Here is a 16,505-nt window from a genome sequence, read left to right as displayed (position 1 = left end):
AGGAGAGTGTCTTCCCTAAAATCCTGTGATCATTGTGCCGCCATTTGCCTTGGCGGTCAAAATAGATTTTCATTCGAAACCTAAACGCGCAGTTCGTTGAGCAGTTCCCGCATGTCGGCTGGGAGTTCGCTGTCGAGCGCGATTTCGTTACCGGTTACCGGATGAATAAAACCCAAATGGGCCGCGTGCAACGCCTGACGTACGAAATTCCGGGTCTTAAGTACATCAGACAAAGGTTTACGTTGGCGCCCATAGACGGGATCGCCGACCAGCGGATGGCCGATATGCGCCATGTGAACGCGTACCTGATGCGTACGTCCGGTTTCCAGCCGGCATTCGACCAGAGCCGCACCCTTCAGCGGTTCGATCGTGCGATAATGCGTGATCGCATGCTTGCCGCGCCCTTCGGCGACCACCGCCATCTTCTTGCGGTTCGTCGTCGAGCGGCCGAGCGCCGCATCGATCGTCCCGTTCGCGGGCATCGGCCGTCCGGTTGCGAGCGCGAGATAGCGGCGGTCGATGCTGTGCGCGGCGAACTGCTTCGCCAGGCCTTCGTGCGCCTTGTCATGCTTGGCGGCGACGATCAGCCCGCTCGTGTCCTTGTCGATCCGGTGCACGATCCCCGGCCGCGCGACGCCGCCGATCCCCGACAATTGCCCCGCGCAGTGATGCAGCAATGCGTTGACCATCGTGCCGTCGAGATTGCCGGCGGCGGGATGGACGACCATCCCCGCGGGCTTGTCGATGACGATTAGATGCTCGTCCTCATATGCGATGACCAGCCCCATGTCTTGCGCGACATTGTGCGCGGGCTTGGCGGCGGGAAGGCGAACCTCGATCGTAGTGGGCGCCGCCGCCTTTCCCGAGGGATCCCAAAGGATATTGCCGCTCGCATCGACGACGCGGCCGCCCTTGATCAGGCTCTTGAGGCGCTCGCGCGACAGGCTGGGCAGCGCCTCGGCCAAGGCCCGGTCGAGCCGCAACCCGGCCGCGCTATCCGATAGCGCCACGGTCAAAATATCGTCATCCCCCTGCATTGAGAGGAATGTGGTTTTTGGACGGCGAAATTCAAGGGCCACGCCTTGCCGTATCGCGCTTGCCCTGGACGGCTTTGGTGCCGTAGGAGCAGCCCGTGCCGGAAAGGTCCGGAGACTGCGCTGGGGAGCCATTTCATCCATGTCCGACGATCGCGTCGATTTTGCCTCGATGCTGGCCTCGCGCCTGTGTCACGACCTGCTGAGCCCCGTCGGCGCCTTCGCCAACGGCCTCGAACTGCTCGCCGACGAAAAAGACCCGGCGATGCGTGAGCGTTGCTTCGAACTGCTCGAACAAAGCGCGCGGACATCGGCGAACAAGCTGAAGTTTTTTCGCCTCGCTTTCGGGTCGGCGGGCGGCTTCGGCGAACTCGTTCCGGCCGACGAAGCGAAGTCGGCGATCCAGGGGATCATCGGCGACCGCGCGATCGAACTGAACTGGATGATCGGGACCGATCCGCTGCCCAAGCCCGCGGTGAAGATCATCCTCAACCTGTCGCTTCTCCTCGTCGATGCGCTGGTGCGCGGCGGGCGGCTCGATGTCGGCTGCGAAAAGCAGGGCGCCGATAAGGATGGGGGCATCGAGATCGCGCTGCATGTCGAGGCCGAGCGCATGTTCCTCGACGCCGATGTCGAACGCATCCTGGCCGAAGGCGAAGGCGCGAGCCCGATGACCTCGCGCACCGCGCCCGCAGTGCTGGTGCAGGCAGTGGCGCGGCAGAATGACGGCACCGTCATGCTGGCGCGCGAAACACCGACCTCGCTGCTGGTTGGAGCCGTCCTCCGCGGTCGCGGGTAAAGCCTCCCTTAACCATTGTCGGGCATGGTCGAACCTCAGTTTTTGGGGCGCACCGGTACCGCGATGGACGATCTGCTGAACGACTTTCTGGCCGAAACGGCGGAAATCCTTGCCGAAGCCGGCGGGGCCATCGTCGCGTGGGAGGCGGACCCTGCCGATCGCGCGCAGCTCGATGCCATTTTTCGGCTCGTTCACACGATCAAGGGCAGCTCGGGCTTTCTCGCTTTGCCGCGCGTCACCGCATTGTCGCACGCCGCCGAAGACGCGCTAGATCAAGTGCGGTGCGGCAATCGTCCGGCGAATGCTGCGCTCGTCACCGGCGTGCTCGGCATCCTCGACCGGCTGGGCGATCTTTGTACGACGCTGGGTCAGACGGGGGTTGAGCCCGCGGGCGACGACCGCGATGTCATCGGCGCCCTCGCGGCGGAAGATGCCTCCGAAGAACCGGTGATCGAGGTCGCGGGTGTGCCGCTACGCCGCGAGGATGATCTTCAGGCCGAATTGCAAAATTGGCGCTCGATCCGCGTGCCGCTGCCACTGCTCGACAGCGTGATGACGGGCGTTACCGATATCGTGCTGGCGCGCAATGAATTCGCGCGGATGCTGCGCGAATCGGGCGCCGACCTGTCGGTGATCGCCTCGTTCGACCGCCTGTCGGACTCGATCGCCGGGATGCGCCAGTCGGTCAGCCAGATGCGCATGCAGCGGATCGACAAATTGTTTGCACCGCTGCCGCGCATCGTCCGCGACCTCGCGAAGGACTTGGGCAAGAAGATCGCGTTCCAGACGAGCGGCGGCGAAGTCGAACTTGACCGTGAAATGATGGAGAATATTCGCGATCCCTTGATCCACATCGTCCGCAACGCGATCGATCATGGCATCGAATCGCTCGAGGACCGCGTTGCCGCCGACAAGGATATCACCGCGACGATTTCGGTGTCAGCGCGCCAGTCGGGCAACCAGATCGAAATCGAGGTGCGCGACGACGGCCGCGGGCTTTCGCCCGAAGCGCTCGTTGCCAAGGCGATCGGGTCGCGCGTCGTTACCGCGACCGACGCGCGCGCGCTGACGCCAAAAGAAAAACTCGAGCTGATTTTCCGCCCAGGCTTCTCGACCGCCGCGAAGGTGACTGCGGTTTCGGGGCGCGGCGTCGGCATGGATATCGTCAAGGCGAATGTCGAAAAGATCGGCGGCATCGTCGAACTGCGCAACGATGAGGGGCGCGGCCTGACGATCCTGCTCCGCGTGCCGATGACGTTGACGATCATTTCGGGTCTGATGGTGCGCGCGGCGGGACAATATTTCGCAATCCCGCGCGGCGCGGTGCGCGAGATCCTGCTCGAAGGCGGCGATACGGTGCGTATCGATCAGCTGGGCGGCGGCGAACTCGCGACCGTCCGCGGTGAACAATTTCCGCTCCTGCGGCTGGAAAATATACTGGGTCGCGCGCGCGACGCGCAAGACGACAGCGACGACCGCGCGCTCGTGATCGTTCGGCCGGGGCAAGGGCAAAGCTATGCGCTGAGTGTCGCGGCGATCCACGATCACGAGGAACTGGTGATCAAGCCTGCGGCGCCGATGATCATGGCGACGGGCCTCTATGCCGGCACCACGCTGCCCGACAACGGCCGTCCCGTCCTGTTGCTCGATGTCCAGGGGCTGCTGGCGGCCGCGGCGGTCGACGCGAGCGAAGCGGGCCGCAGCCATAACCGGATGACCGAAGCGGACGCCGCGGCCGCGGCGGCGCGCAATGCCGTGCAGTTGCTGCTGTTCCGCGACATGAACGGCCGCGTCCGCGGGGTCCGCCTGTCGGTCATCGAACGCGTCGAGGAAGTGCCCGCATCGGCGCTGTTCGAAAGTGCGGGCCGCGTCCAGGCACAGATCGGCGACGACATCTTTCCCGTCCATGCCGCGACGTTGCCGGGCGGCGAAGGGACGCTGAAGCTGCTTCGCCTCTACGACGGCCGCGCGGTTCTTTGTTATCCGATCGCCGAGGTGATCGATATCGTCCGTCTGCCCGATGCCGTCCAGCCGTCGGCGGCGCCCGGCCTGATCGCCGGCGTCGTGCTTGTCGGTGGCGATCCGGTCGAGCTGATCGATCCCTTCTGGCTGATGGAACAATATGCCGCCGGTGCACCTGCACCCGCGCTGCGCCAGCCCCTATGTCGTGTTGCCGACGATCGTGACGGCTGGGGCGGCAATTTTCTCGCGCCGATCCTGCGGAGCGCCGGTTACCGCGTCGTCCTCGGCGATGATGTGTCGGACGAAGTGCCCGATGTTCTGCTGTGCTGCACCGACGAAGGGGCGGTTTTGGGTTCTGCCAATGGCGAGGTGCCGGTGATCCGTCTACGCACTTCGATCGCCGCCAAGGGGCCGGAAGACGAAACCGTCTATCGTTATGACCGCCAGGCGCTTCTCGACGCATTGCGCCGTCAGGTCGGAGGAGACCGCGCATGATGGAAAAACTCTATCTGATCGCACGCATCGCTGACACGCGCGTTGCGCTCCGCAGCCGCGCGATCAATTCGGTCGTTACCGTCGGCGTCCCGGTCGAAGTGCCTGCCGCGCCGCCGCATGTCGCCGGGCTGTTTGCGCTGCGCAGCCGTGTCTTCACACTCATCGACCCGCACGTCGTCATCGGACTGCCCGCGGTGCCGGTGACGCCGGGACAGCGCGTGATCGTCGTCGACGTCGCCGAACATGGTTATGCGCTGCTCGCCGACGAGATCGAGGATGTTTGTTTCATCGACGCGCCCGAGACGCGCATCGCGGGAAAGCTGCTCCCCGGCTGGGCGCGCGTCGCCGATGCGATGATCGAACATCGGGGCGCTTCACTGCTCGTCGTCGATCCATCCAATTTTATCACGCTGCCGGCCTTAAAGGCGGCATGAATATGGTCGTTTATTAACGGGCTGCACACGCCTTCAACGTAAACATGCCCAAATCCCGGGGGTCGGAGTTAAATTGAATGTCGAAATCTTGTCTGGTGGTCGATGACAGCAAAGTCATTCGCAAGGTCGCGCGCCATATCCTTGAAAGCATGTCCTTTGCCGTCGAGGAGGCTGCCGACGGACAAGAGGCGCTGACCTTCTGCCGCGCCAATCGTCCCGACGTCATCCTGCTCGACTGGAACATGCCCGTGATGAGCGGCATGGAGTTCCTCGGCGCGTTCAACGACCTGGATTACGGGCGTGAAGAACGGCCGCGCGTCGTTTTCTGCACGACAGAAAACAGCATCGACCATATCCGCGCGGCGATCGAGGCCGGCGCGGACGAATATGTCATGAAGCCGTTCGACCGCGAAACGCTTGAAGGAAAGCTGCAGCTCGTCGGCATTGCCTAAGGTTTTCTGTTGAGGTGTTTTAGGTGGCCCGTCCACAACCCCTGATACAAGATCCCGAGCCGACCGCCCGCACCGTGCGCGTGATGCTCGTCGACGACAGCCTTGTCGTCCGCAGCATCCTCGAGCGGATCGTCGACCAGCGCGCGGGCTTAAAGATTTGCGCATCGGTCGCCTCTGCGCATGACGCGCTCGACTATCTGGCGCGCGAGCCCGTCGATGTCGTTGTGCTCGATATCGAAATGCCCGGAATGAACGGCATCGATGCGTTGCCGCATATATTGGAGCGCGCCGAAAAGGCGCGCGTCCTCATCCTGTCCTCGAACTGCGTCGAGGGCGGTCCGGCGGCGATCGACGCGCTGGCGCTCGGCGCGAGCGACACGCTCGCCAAGCCGGGTCGCGGCAGCTTCTCGGGCCGTTTCGCCGAAGTGTTGACCGAACGGATCATGACGCTCGGCCATCGACGCGATTTTCCGGCGCCGATCCCGGTCGCCGAGCGTCCGGCTCCCGCACCCGCCGCGGCGCTCGCGATCGACACCGACCAGCCGATCGAATGCATCGCGGTCGCGGCATCGACCGGGGGCATTCCCGCCTTCGCCAATTTCCTCGCTAATCTGGACCCGCGCATCACCGCGCCGATCCTCCTCACCCAGCATCTGCCCGACGCGTTCATGGAATTTTACGCCAAGCAGATCGCGACGATGACCACGCGCCGCGTCTGCGTTGCCGAGCTGGGAATGGTCGTCGAGCGCGGCTGCATCTATCTCGCCCCTGGCGACGCCCATCTGATTGTCGTCGCCAACGGTCGCCGCCGCGAAATCGCGCTCGACCGCCGCGTGATGGACAATGGCTGCTGCCCATCGGCCGATCCGATGCTCGATTCGGTTGCCGACGTCTATGGCAAGGGCGGCGTAGCGGTCGTCCTCAGCGGCATGGGCCGCGACGGGGTGATCGGCGCGGCGCGGCTCAAAGCGGCCGGCGGCACAATTTTTGCACAGGCCCCCGAAAGCTGCGTGATCTGGGGGATGCCAGGCGCGGTCGCGAAAGCGGGAATTGCCGCGGCGACGCTCAACCCGGACGCGATCGCGCTGATGCTCGGCAGCTTCCTTCCGGGGCGCCGCAAGTCATGATGGGCGCGACCGCCAGCGAATCGGCGTATCGCGTGTTGATGGGGGTACTCGAATCGCGGACCGGGCAAACGCTGTCGCCGAACCGAATCTGGCGGATCGAAATGTCGCTGAAACCGGTGATGCAGCGCCACGGTATCGCCGACCTCGACGCGCTCGTCGCGGCGCTCGTTACGTCGAACAGCCGCCAATTGCTCGACGACACCGTCGACGCGATGCTCAACAACGAAACCTATTTTTACCGCGAATATAGCGTGTTCGATGAAATAGCTGCGACCGCACTTGAGCAAATCCGCGAGATCAACAAGCTGCGCCGCCGCCTGACCGTGTGGCATTGCGGTGTGTCGACCGGCCAGGAAGCCTATTCGCTCGCGATGCTGATCGCCGAGCAAGGGGCAAAATGGGCGGGCTGGCAGGTCGATATCGTCGGCACCGATGTCAGCTATCACGCGATTTCGCGGGCGCGCGTCGGGCTCTACAGCCAGTTCGAGATTCAGCGCGGGCTGCCCGTTCAGCGCATGGTCCGCTGGTTCGACCAGACCGACGGCGGATGGCTCGCCAAGGCGGACCTGCGCCGCCGCGTCGATTTTTCGGTGCAGAATATGCTCGTCGACCGGCCGCCGCTCGCGAGTTCCGCCGACCTGATCTTTTGCCGTAACCTGCTGCTCTATTTCTCCGCGCCGATGCGCCAGAAAGCCTTTGCCCGGCTCCGTGCAATGGCGGCGCCGCAAAGCTTCCTTGTGCTTGGTGCGGGCGAAACCGTATTGGGCCAGACCGACCAGTTCGTCGCCAGCCCGCGATTACGCGGCCTCTATGAGCCCGCCGACCAGCAGGTGCGCCGCGCCGCTGCCTGACCTTGCTTTTTGCGCCCCACTGGCGCAATCGATGGGTTGGCAAGTACAGGACGGACCCCCAAAAGCGTATGAGCGATTTTATCGAACGCTGGTCTCCCAATTTCGACGAGCGCGCGCTGCCCATCTCGATGATCGTGCTGCATTATACAGGTATGAAAAGCGGCGCCGAAGCCATTGATTGGCTGGCCAATCCGGAAGCGAAAGTGTCGGCGCACTATGTGGTCAGCGAGGACGGGCAGATTACGCATATGGTGCCTGAGGACAAGCGCGCGTGGCATGCGGGAAAATCGCACTGGCGCGGCATCAGCGACATTAATTCGGCGAGCGTCGGGATCGAGATCGTCAATCCGGGGCATGAATGGGGCTATGTCCCGTTCCCCGACCCGCAGGTCGCCTCGGTCGTCCGTCTCGTCCACATGATCAAGGATCGCTATTCGATCACGCGCGGCAATGTCGTCGGCCATTCGGACGTTGCTCCGACGCGCAAGCAGGATCCGGGCGAGCTTTTCCCGTGGGAAGAACTCGCGCGCCGCCGCCTCGCGCTGCCGCGCCCGACCAAGAAGCTCACCGATCCGCTGTGGACCGACGCGGGCTTTCTGCTCGCGCTCGAACGGTTCGGATATGACGTGACCGACGGTTTTGCGGCGACGGTGGCGTTCCAGCGGCGCTTTCGTCCCGAACTGATCGACGGCACGATCTGCGGCGAATGCCGCGCGATCCTGCTCGCGCTGCTGTTGCCGCAACCCGAGGGCAATTGATTCCTCGTCAAAGCGCCCAAGGAGGGCTATACTCGATCCCGCCAGAGGGTTGGGCGATCGCCGCCGGTGGGGTATCCCGCCGGGGGAGGAAAGTCCGGGCTCCACGGAAATCACGGTGCCGGATAACGTCCGGCGGATCGGGCTTCGGCCAGGTTCAGGGAAAGTGCCACAGAGAGTAGACCGCCAAAGGCTTCGGCCCGGCGAAAGGTGAAAGGGTGCGGTAAGAGCGCACCGCGCGGCTGGTAACAGGCGCGGCACGGCAAACCCCACCGGGAGCAAGGTCGAATAGGGACGGTACGAGGCAACTCAGGGCTGATTCCGGCCCAGCCGTCCGGGTTGACTGCTTGAGCGTTCGGGTAACCGTTCGCCTAGAGGAATGATCGCCCAGTCCCCGCAAGGGGATGGACAGAACCCGGCTTACAGACCCTCTGGCAATATTCTCCCCAACACCCTGCGCGGAACGCCCGCGTGCGGGCGGCGTTCTAAACGAACCAGTTGAAAGGGAACCGCATCATGAAAGTCGTCGATGAACATGTCGAAGTGAACGAGACAGAGGCGAGCGGCGGGGTAAAGGGCCACAACGTTCGCTATGTGCTAGGATTTTCGTTGATCGCGGTGGTGATCGTCCTGTCGGCGATCTGGATCATCCCGGCGCTGTTGCAGCCCTGATCGGCGGGAGGGCTATTTCGCATCGCCGCAGTCACGCCGCCCGCAACGAGAAGAGCGCAGCGGCAGGCGACATCATGGCAATCGCCCGACCATAAACTCAATTCGTCCCAGCTTTGCCACGTTTCGACGGCATTGGCGTGTCCTTTGCTGCCCATGCGCGTTCAAAAGGCGACCCTCTCGTTCCGACATTCTAAAGGAGACCACAGGCAATGCGGAAATTCGCAGGCTTAATCGCAACTCTTTCCCTTGGCAGCGCCGCGCTTGTGGCAGCCCCCGCAACGGCCCAGGACGCCGCCGCTGCCACCGTTGATTTATCGGTCGGCACCAAGGTTTTTGATTCCGCAGGCGCCGAACTCGGCACTATTTCCAGCGCGCAAGGTGCCAATGTCGTCGTCGACCTGGGCGAGGGCAAGCAGGTTACGCTCCCCAGCAACGCCTTTGGCAAATTGGAACAGGGTCCGACGATCGGTGCCACCAAAGCACAGGTGGTCGCTGCGGTCGATCAGGCTGCCGCAGGCAGCGATGCCAAGCTGACGGCTGCGCTTCAGCCGGGCGCCGATGTTCGTAGCGCCAACGGCACCGCCATTCTTGGCAAAGTAAAGCTCGCCGCGGCCGATGGCGTCGTGCTCACCACCCCGACCGGCGACGTCAAATTGCCGCGCAACGCTTTTTTCGTCGGTCAGGCCGGCCTTGCAACCAGCTTCACCGCCGATCAGTTTGCTGCGGCGATGGCCGAAGTGAACACCGCCGCCGCCGCCAATGACGCTGCGGTTGCCACTGCGCTTGTCCCAGGTGCCGATGTCCGCAGCCTCAAGGGCGCTGCCGTCTTGGGCAAGGTGAAATCGGCCAGCGCCGCGACCGTCGTCGTGACGACGGCGGCTGGCGATGATGTCAGCCTGCCGCGGAGCGCCTTCCTGATGTCGCCCGCGGGCCTTGCTGCGGCCTACACCGCCGAGCAGTTCGCTTCCGCCGTCGCGCAGGCCACCGGCGCGCCGGCACCGCAGGCCGATGCAACCGCCGACGCCGCGACGCCCGCTCCGGACAAACCCGCTAGCTAAGCATCGCGAACCTCAGCGGAAAAGGGCGCGGCAGCAAGCTTCCGCGCCCTTTTTTCTGCATATCGGTCTTCAGTGGCGGCGAGAAGGGCGAACATCAGTTCGAGGGATAGCTGACCGACATCACTTCCCATTCTTTCGGCCCGGCGGGTAGCTGTACTGTACGCAGATCGCCGATCGCGGCGCCGCGCAGTGCGCGGGCGAGAGGGCTGTTCCAGCCGATCCGGCCTTCGCCCGCCTCGGCCTCGTCATCGCCGACCAGCGTGACGATACGCCGCGCGTCATCGTCGTCGGCGAGCTCGGCCGTCGCGCCGAACCAGATGCGGCTCTTGTCGGGCTGCTCGGCAGGATCGACGACCCGCGCCGCTTTCATGCGCCGCGCGAGGAAGGAGAGGCGCCGGTCGATTTCGCGTAGCCGCTTGCGGCCATAGATATAGTCGCCGTTTTCGCTGCGGTCGCCATTGCCGGCGGCCCAACTGATCACTTCGACCAGCTTCGGCCGCTCGCCGCCGAGCAGCGCGTCATATTCGGCGCGCAGCGCGGCGAAGCCCGCCGGGCTGATGATATTCGTTTTCTCCCCCGTCATCGGGTGTCAGCCGGGCGTCCGTTTGCCGAGATAGAAGCTGAGCGGCGCCTGCGCGCGCGCGCCGCTGCCGTCGCGCAGCGTGTCGTAAACGACGGCGTTCTCGAGCACGCGCTGGACATAATTTTTCGTCTCGAAGATCGGGATCGCCTCAATCCAGTCGATCATTTCGATCGAGCCCGTGCGCGGATCGCCATTGGCGCGGAGCCATTTGTTCACATTTCCCGGCCCGGCGTTGTACGCCGCGACAGCGAGCGGGTAGCTGCCGCCGAAGTAACGCAGCATCTGCTGGAAATAGGTCGAGCCGAGCATCATGTTGTAATTGGTATCGGATGTCAGCAGGTCGCGGTTATAAGACAGGCCGAGTTTGCCTGCGACCTCGTTCGCGGTGCCCGGCATCAGCTGCATCATCCCGCGCGCGCCGGCGTGGCTGATTGCCTGCCGGTCGAACTGGCTTTCCTGCCGCGTGATCGCATGGATGAAGGTCCAGTTGCTTTCATGCCCGGCGGGAACACGCACCGTCGGAAAACCCGATACCTCGACTGCGTCGAGGCTGTTAGCCTGCGCGCTGCGGCCGATCATCACGCCAAGGTCGGGGCGCCCGATCTGGGACGCCAGCTTGCCGGCGAGCACATGATCCGCAGGCGAGCTGGCCTTTTGCGCCAATGCTCGCAGGAACGCGGATTGCTCGCGCCACGCACCGATTTCGCCGAGCGCACGCGCGGCACGTACCAGCCGGTCGTCTTCGAATGCGCGCTGTTCGGCGCTGCCAACCTGAATTGTCGGGTCGGGCGTCGGCTTGGGCTGCGGACGGTTCAGCCGTTCCAGTGCCAATTGTCCGTAGAACTGGTCATAATGCTGCGCTGCGTCAGCGAAATGCGCGTTCGCAGTGGCAGCGTCGCCAGCAGCGAGCGCGGCGCGGCCCGCCCAGTAAAAGCCCTTGGTACGCGTCTGCGCCGAACGCGCAGCTTCGCCATAGGCGCGATAGAGCTTCACCGCTTCGGCCGGCCGGCGAAGGTCCTTATATGCGAGTTGCCCCGCAAGCCAGGCGAGCGACGTATAATCGTCGCGTACGCCGAGCGGCGTCTCGCGGATCACCGTCCCCGCCGGAAAGGCGTCGTCGAGCTGGCGTGCGATATTATAGGCGGTCGTCTTGTCGCCGCCGGCATCGGCCTGCCGCGCGTTGGTGAGCAAGGTTTCGAGCCATTCTTCGGGATCGGTCGGCGCCTTTGCCAGCGATCGCGGCGCGGCGAGCAGAGCCCGCGCTTCGCCAACGCGGCCTGATGTCCGCAGCCAGGTCGCCTTGTCCGTGATATAGCCGGGGTCGGTGCGCGTCAGCGACGGGTTCGCGCTTTCGACCGCCGATGCCTGGAAGGCGGCGTCGACCGCCTTGCTGCGCATCGCGAGCCGCGCCGCGAATACATTGCGTTTCTCTGGCGAGGTGTAGGCGAGTTGGCGGCTCGCCGCCGAGGTCGCGCCGAGCCAGAGCAGCTTGTCCATTCGCGCGTCATGGTCGGCAAGCGTGATCGCGCCGGGGAACATGCCGAGCGCGCGGCTCGTTTCATAATCGTCGAGCGGCCCGCTGGTCCATGCGCGGCGCACTGCGGCGGCGGCATCTTCGCGGCGGCCTGACGCATTGAGCGCGAGCGCGTAGCGGAGCTGGCCGCTCGCAGTTTGCGGCGGATAAGTCTGGAAATAGGCAAGGGTACGCTGCGGATCATAGCTGTCGAGCGAGATCGCTTTTTCGGCGCGGGAACGCATTTTTTCGGCGTCGGGCCAGCCCTTGTTCGCCATCAGGAAGCGCGAAAGCTGGTCGAAGGACGCGCCGGTATTCGCGGTCAGCCGCCGCCATTCCATCACGGCGTCGCCAACCGAACTCGTCGACGGCGGTGGCCCGGAAGTGGCCGCCAGACCCATCTGGGCGCGATACCAGGCCATTTGTTCGGGCGTGAGCTCGCTGGCGTGCGCAGCCGTTGGAATGAGGAGGGCCGCGGCTAGCGCGAGGCGGGAGATACGGGTCAGCGAGGTCATGGCTGCCATGGTAATACCAAACTCCTTGCGGGGCGCTGAATAGACGTCCAATAGCGGCGCGCTGGCCGGATTCTATCGGTCACGGCGGGGTATTGTAAAGGAGCGGAGCATGTTTTCGGGGTCCATTCCCGCTTTGGTGACGCCATTCCGTGATGGGGCGTTCGACGCTCCGGCCTTCGCGCGCCTCGTCGATTGGCAGATCAAAGAGGGGACGAGCGGGCTCGTTCCGTGCGGTACGACCGGCGAAAGCCCAACGCTCGGCTTCGACGAACATTATCAGGTGATCGATAGCTGCATCCAGGCTGCGGCGGGCCGCGTGCCCGTGATTGCAGGTTGCGGGTCGAACGACACCGCCACTGCGATCCGTCATATGCGCCACGCGCAGGCGGCCGGTGCGACCGCGGCGCTGATCGTCGCACCCTATTACAACCGCCCGAGCCAGGCCGGGATGATCGCGCATTTTCAGGCGCTCGCCGACGCCAGCGACCTGCCGATCGTCGTCTATAACGTCCCCGGCCGCACCGTCGCCGACATCAGCGCCGAGACATTGTGCAAGCTCGCCGAAATCCCGAGTGTCGTCGCGATCAAGGACGCGAGCGGTGACCTTGCGCGCGTGACGGTTCAGCGTGCGGGGGCGGGCAAGGGCTTCTGTCAGCTCAGCGGGAACGACGACCTCTGGCTGCCGCATGCCGTAATGGGCGGGGTGGGCTGCATCTCGGTCACCGCCAACGTCGCGCCGCGCCTGTGCGCCGATTTCGCCGCTGCGTGCGCCGCCGGCGATTGGGCGCGTGCGCTGGCACTGCACGACAAATTGTTCGATCTGCACCAGGCGATGTTCTCCGACACCTCGCCGGGCCCGGTTAAATATGCGCTATCGCGCGTCCACGACTGGTTTTCGCCCGAAGTGCGCCTACCTATCATTCCGGCGAACGAAACATCGCGCGCCGCCGTCGATGCCGCGCTGTCCGCGGCCGGAGTAATCTAGGTCCCGCCATGGCTCGTCCCCAGTCCGCCGCCGAATTCGACAAGAAGAAAGTCGTCGCCGAGAACCGGCGCGCGCGGTTCGACTTTGCCATCGAACAGGTGTTCGAGGCGGGGATCGCGCTGCAAGGAACCGAGGTCAAATCGCTCCGCTTCGGCGAGGGCACGATTGCCGAAAGCTATGCCGAGGTGAAGGGCAATGAGGTGTGGCTGATCAACAGCAACATCCCCGAATTCAGCCACGGCAACCGCCACAATCACGAGCCCAAACGCCCGCGCAAGCTGCTGCTGAGCGGCCGCGAGATCAACAAGATGTACGCCGGCGTCGCGCGGCAGGGCATGACGCTCGTACCGCTTTCGGTCTATTTCAACAGCCGCGGCCGCGCGAAGGTCGAACTCGCACTCGCCAAGGGTAAGAAGGCACACGACAAGCGGGAGTCGATCAAGGAACGCGATTGGAAGCGCGACAAGCAGCGGTTGATGAAGGACCGCGGATGAGCGCGGGCAAGCCCCGCGACAAGGCGGCGGTGATGAACTGGATCCGCCGCAATTCGCCGACGCGCGACGAGTTGCTCGCGAGCCGCTTCATTAAACCCTTTGCCCACCGCGTCGCGCACAGCCATTTGTGGCGCTTCACCCGCACCTCGGTGCCGCGCGGCACCGCACTCGGTCTGTTCGTCGGCATCTTCTTCCTGATCCCCGGGGTGCAGATTTTGGGCGTAGCGCTGCTCGCGCTGCCCTTCCGCGCCAACATCCCGATCGGCGCGGCGATGACCTTCCTGTCGAACCCGGTGACGACGCCGTTCATCATCATCGCATCGGTCTGGCTCGGCGACTGGCTGTTCGGCCTCCATGCGAACAGCGCGACCTTTTCCGCCATGATCGAGCATGGCGCGTCGGCGGGCGAATGGGCGCGCTGGGTGTTTTCGGACGCCGCGCCCGCGATGCTCGCCGGACTGTTCGTCATTTCGCTCGTTTCGGCGGTGGTCGGCTATGTGCTCGCCTCGATCTTCTGGGACAATTGGATTCGCCTCCGCTGGCGGCGCAAACTGGCGCGCGCCCGCGACCAACGACATGAGGCATCGACCAGCGACACCGCAGCCGGTTGAACCGCCGAACGGCGCGCGTATAGCTGTCGCATCGCTAATCTGCGTTGTGCCTGCGCGGCGCGGATTTTCGCTTCAAATCGAAAACTGGGGAATATCATGACTCTGCATATTTCTTCGCGCCTGATGGCGACCGCCGCACTGGGCGCGCTGATGATCGCCGCCGTTCCGGCAACCGCCAAGCAACAGGCCGCGACCACGTCCGCGGGCGAAACCACCGCAAAGCCCGAAATCGGCGATTTCGGTTTCGACCTGTCGGGCATGGACAAGAGCGTCCAGCCGGGCGACGATTTCTATGCCTATGCCAACGGCACCTGGGCAAAGAACACGCAAATCCCCGCCGACAAATCCAACTATGGCATGTTCACCGCGCTCAACGACCTGTCGCAGACGCGCACACGTGAAATCCTCGACGCCGCCAAGGACGACCCGAACAGCATGATCGGCCGCGCCTATGCATCCTATCTCGACTCGGCGACGGTCGAAGCCAAGGGGTTCGCGCCGATCCAGCCGTGGCTGAACAAGATCCGCGCCGTCGAAAAGCCTGGTCTCGCGGCGCTGCTCGCCGAAGCCGACCGCAACGGCGTCCAGCACTTTTTCGGCGGCTATGTCGGGCAGGATGACAAGAACCCCGACGTCTATACCTACATCATCTTTCAGGGCGGCATCGGCATGCCCGACCGCGATTTCTACCTGAAGGAAAATGAGCGCAACACGGCGCTTCAGGCGGCCTATCTCAAGCATCTCGAAAACGTCCTGACACTCGCGGGTGAAGCCAATGCACCGGCGCGCGCCAAGGCGATCTATGATTTCGAAAAGCAGGTCGCGACGGTCCATTGGGACAAGAACGACAGCAGCGATGCGACCAAAGCCTATAACAAGATGACGATCGCCGAACTTGGCAAGGCCGCGCCGGGCTTTGACTGGCCGACCTTCATCCGCGGGCTCGGCGTCAAGGAAGACACGCTGATCGTGTCGCAACCGAGCGCGTTCACCGGCGAAGCCAAGCTGCTCGCCGATGCGCCGATCGCGGTGATCCGCGACCTGCTGATCGTGCGCAGCCTCGACAGCTTTTCGGGCGTCCTGCCCGACGCCGTCGCAAAGGAAACCTTCTCCTTCTACAGTACGGCCCTGTCGGGCACGCCGCAGATGGAGGAACGCTGGAAACGTGCGGTCGACTTCACGACGGGGAGCCTCGGCGACGCGGTCGGCAAGGATTATGTCGCGAAATATTTCCCGCCCGAAACCAAGGCGGCGATGGACACGCTGGTGAAGAATATCCTCGCCTCGATGGGAAGCCGCATCGACGGGCTGACGTGGATGCAGCCCGCGACCAAGGTAAAGGCACGCGAAAAGCTCGCCAATTTCACCACCAAGATCGGCTATCCCGATCAGTGGAAGGATTACAGCAAGCTGGAAATCCGCGCCGACGACCTGTTCGGCAATTCGCTACGTTCGAACCAGTTCGCGCATGACGATAATGTTGGCCATCTCGGCGGACCGATCCGCCGCTGGGAGTGGTTCATGACCCCGATGACGATCAACGCCTATGCCAATTTCGGCATGAACGAGATCGTTTTCCCCGCCGCGATCCTCCAGCCGCCCTTCTTTGATCCGCATGCCGACGCTGCGGTCAATTATGGCGGCATCGGCGCGGTAATCGGCCATGAAGTCAGTCATCATTTCGACGACCAGGGCGCGAAATATGACGAAACCGGCAAGCTCGCAGACTGGTGGACCCCCGCCGACGTCGCGGCGTTCGAATCCGCGGGCAAGGCGTTGATTGCGCAATATGACGCCTATGAAGTGCTGCCCGGCGAAAAGCTCGACGGCACCTTCACGCTCGGCGAGAATATCGGCGATCTGGCGGGTCTGACCGTCGCCTATGACGCATATAAAAAGTCACTTGGCGGCAAGGAGGCGCCGGTGATCGACGGACTGACTGGCGATCAGCGCTTCTTCCTCGGCTGGGCACAGGTGTGGCGCCGCAACTATCGCGAGCAGAATTTGTCGCAGCGTATCACGACCGATCCGCATTCGCCGTCGATCCAGCGGACTTGGGTCTCGCGCAATCTTGACCCTTGGTATAAGGCCTATCAGATCAAGCAGGGACAGAAGCTTTATCTCGAGCCGAAAGACCGCGTCCGCATCTGGTGATGCAATAACTG

At 63.9% G+C, this 16,505-nt stretch carries 16 protein-coding genes and 1 other RNA gene; 14 read left to right on the top strand and 3 right to left on the bottom strand.

The features are described 5' to 3' along the window. Window positions 1-80: 80 nt before the first annotated feature. Entirely contained in the window at window positions 81-1,037 is a 957-nt protein-coding gene (locus SKP52_RS12365) for an RluA family pseudouridine synthase (protein WP_052208214.1), read from the bottom strand. A gap of 139 nt (window positions 1,038-1,176) precedes the next feature. On the opposite strand from SKP52_RS12365, the gene SKP52_RS12360 reads away from it, so the two are divergent. The 10 genes from SKP52_RS12360 to SKP52_RS12325 all read left to right on the top strand — a co-directional run bounded on the left by SKP52_RS12360 (window position 1,177) and on the right by SKP52_RS12325 (window position 9,639). Then, window positions 1,177-1,833, top strand: a complete 657-nt coding sequence (locus SKP52_RS12360) for a histidine phosphotransferase family protein (RefSeq protein ID WP_039575083.1) — start codon at window positions 1,177-1,179, stop codon at window positions 1,831-1,833. 24 nt (window positions 1,834-1,857) lie between these two features. After that, window positions 1,858-4,290 carry a chemotaxis protein CheA gene (locus SKP52_RS12355; protein ID WP_228383631.1) on the top strand — a complete coding sequence of 811 codons (2,433 nt, stop codon included), beginning with the start codon at window positions 1,858-1,860 and terminating at the stop codon, window positions 4,288-4,290. Continuing rightward, window positions 4,287-4,724: a chemotaxis protein CheW gene (locus tag SKP52_RS12350; RefSeq protein ID WP_052208212.1), complete on the top strand. Its 438-nt coding sequence runs from the start codon at window positions 4,287-4,289 to the stop codon at window positions 4,722-4,724. Before SKP52_RS12355 ends, SKP52_RS12350 begins: the two co-directional genes overlap by 4 nt. 77 nt (window positions 4,725-4,801) lie before the next feature. Beyond that, window positions 4,802-5,176, top strand: a complete 375-nt coding sequence (locus tag SKP52_RS12345; protein ID WP_039575078.1) for a response regulator — start codon at window positions 4,802-4,804, stop codon at window positions 5,174-5,176. Between the two features lie 23 nt (window positions 5,177-5,199). Beyond that, window positions 5,200-6,303: a chemotaxis-specific protein-glutamate methyltransferase CheB gene (gene cheB / locus SKP52_RS12340; protein WP_052208209.1), complete on the top strand. Its 1,104-nt coding sequence runs from the start codon at window positions 5,200-5,202 to the stop codon at window positions 6,301-6,303. After that, window positions 6,300-7,154, top strand: coding sequence for a CheR family methyltransferase (locus SKP52_RS12335; RefSeq protein WP_039575077.1), 855 nt, complete (start codon window positions 6,300-6,302; stop codon window positions 7,152-7,154). Before cheB ends, SKP52_RS12335 begins: the two co-directional genes overlap by 4 nt. A 68-nt stretch (window positions 7,155-7,222) precedes the next feature. Further along, entirely contained in the window at window positions 7,223-7,912 is a 690-nt protein-coding gene (locus SKP52_RS12330) for an N-acetylmuramoyl-L-alanine amidase (RefSeq protein WP_039575075.1), read from the top strand. Window positions 7,913-7,953: 41 nt separating this feature from the next. Beyond that, an RNA gene (rnpB, locus tag SKP52_RS24925) (RNase P RNA component class A) lies at window positions 7,954-8,348 on the top strand. A gap of 77 nt (window positions 8,349-8,425) precedes the next feature. Further along, window positions 8,426-8,581: a hypothetical protein gene (locus SKP52_RS26490; protein WP_160292409.1), complete on the top strand. Its 156-nt coding sequence runs from the start codon at window positions 8,426-8,428 to the stop codon at window positions 8,579-8,581. Between the two features lie 263 nt (window positions 8,582-8,844). Then, window positions 8,845-9,639, top strand: a complete 795-nt coding sequence (locus SKP52_RS12325) for a hypothetical protein (RefSeq protein WP_228383630.1) — start codon at window positions 8,845-8,847, stop codon at window positions 9,637-9,639. 94 nt (window positions 9,640-9,733) lie between these two features. On the opposite strand, the gene greB is transcribed toward SKP52_RS12325, so the two are convergent. Both greB and SKP52_RS12315 read right to left on the bottom strand, forming a co-directional pair. Next, window positions 9,734-10,222, bottom strand: a complete 489-nt coding sequence (greB, locus tag SKP52_RS12320) for a transcription elongation factor GreB (protein ID WP_039575074.1) — start codon at window positions 10,220-10,222, stop codon at window positions 9,734-9,736. A gap of 6 nt (window positions 10,223-10,228) precedes the next feature. Continuing rightward, window positions 10,229-12,259 carry a lytic transglycosylase domain-containing protein gene (locus SKP52_RS12315; RefSeq protein WP_039575072.1) on the bottom strand — a complete coding sequence of 677 codons (2,031 nt, stop codon included), beginning with the start codon at window positions 12,257-12,259 and terminating at the stop codon, window positions 10,229-10,231. A gap of 100 nt (window positions 12,260-12,359) precedes the next feature. Here SKP52_RS12315 and dapA point away from each other — a divergent pair, with 100 nt between their 5' ends. The 4 genes from dapA (at window position 12,360) to SKP52_RS12295 (ending at window position 16,494) form a co-directional block, all read left to right on the top strand. After that, window positions 12,360-13,235, top strand: coding sequence for a 4-hydroxy-tetrahydrodipicolinate synthase (dapA, locus tag SKP52_RS12310; protein WP_039575069.1), 876 nt, complete (start codon window positions 12,360-12,362; stop codon window positions 13,233-13,235). An 8-nt stretch (window positions 13,236-13,243) separates the two neighbouring features. Next, complete coding sequence (gene smpB / locus SKP52_RS12305; RefSeq protein ID WP_039575066.1) at window positions 13,244-13,729, top strand: SsrA-binding protein SmpB; 486 nt, start codon at window positions 13,244-13,246, stop codon at window positions 13,727-13,729. Next, a complete protein-coding gene (locus SKP52_RS12300) occupies window positions 13,726-14,340 on the top strand; it encodes a DUF2062 domain-containing protein (protein WP_081997324.1) in 615 nt (204 codons plus the stop codon). The genes smpB and SKP52_RS12300 overlap by 4 nt, the downstream gene beginning before the upstream one ends. A 96-nt stretch (window positions 14,341-14,436) precedes the next feature. Beyond that, entirely contained in the window at window positions 14,437-16,494 is a 2,058-nt protein-coding gene (locus SKP52_RS12295; protein WP_148309114.1) for a M13 family metallopeptidase, read from the top strand. The last annotated feature ends 11 nt before the right edge of the window (window positions 16,495-16,505 follow it).

This window comes from Sphingopyxis fribergensis (assembly GCF_000803645.1).
Taxonomy (GTDB): domain Bacteria; phylum Pseudomonadota; class Alphaproteobacteria; order Sphingomonadales; family Sphingomonadaceae; genus Sphingopyxis; species Sphingopyxis fribergensis.
Note: the sequence above shows the minus strand (reverse complement) of the source record. Positions and strands in the feature narration are given on the sequence as shown.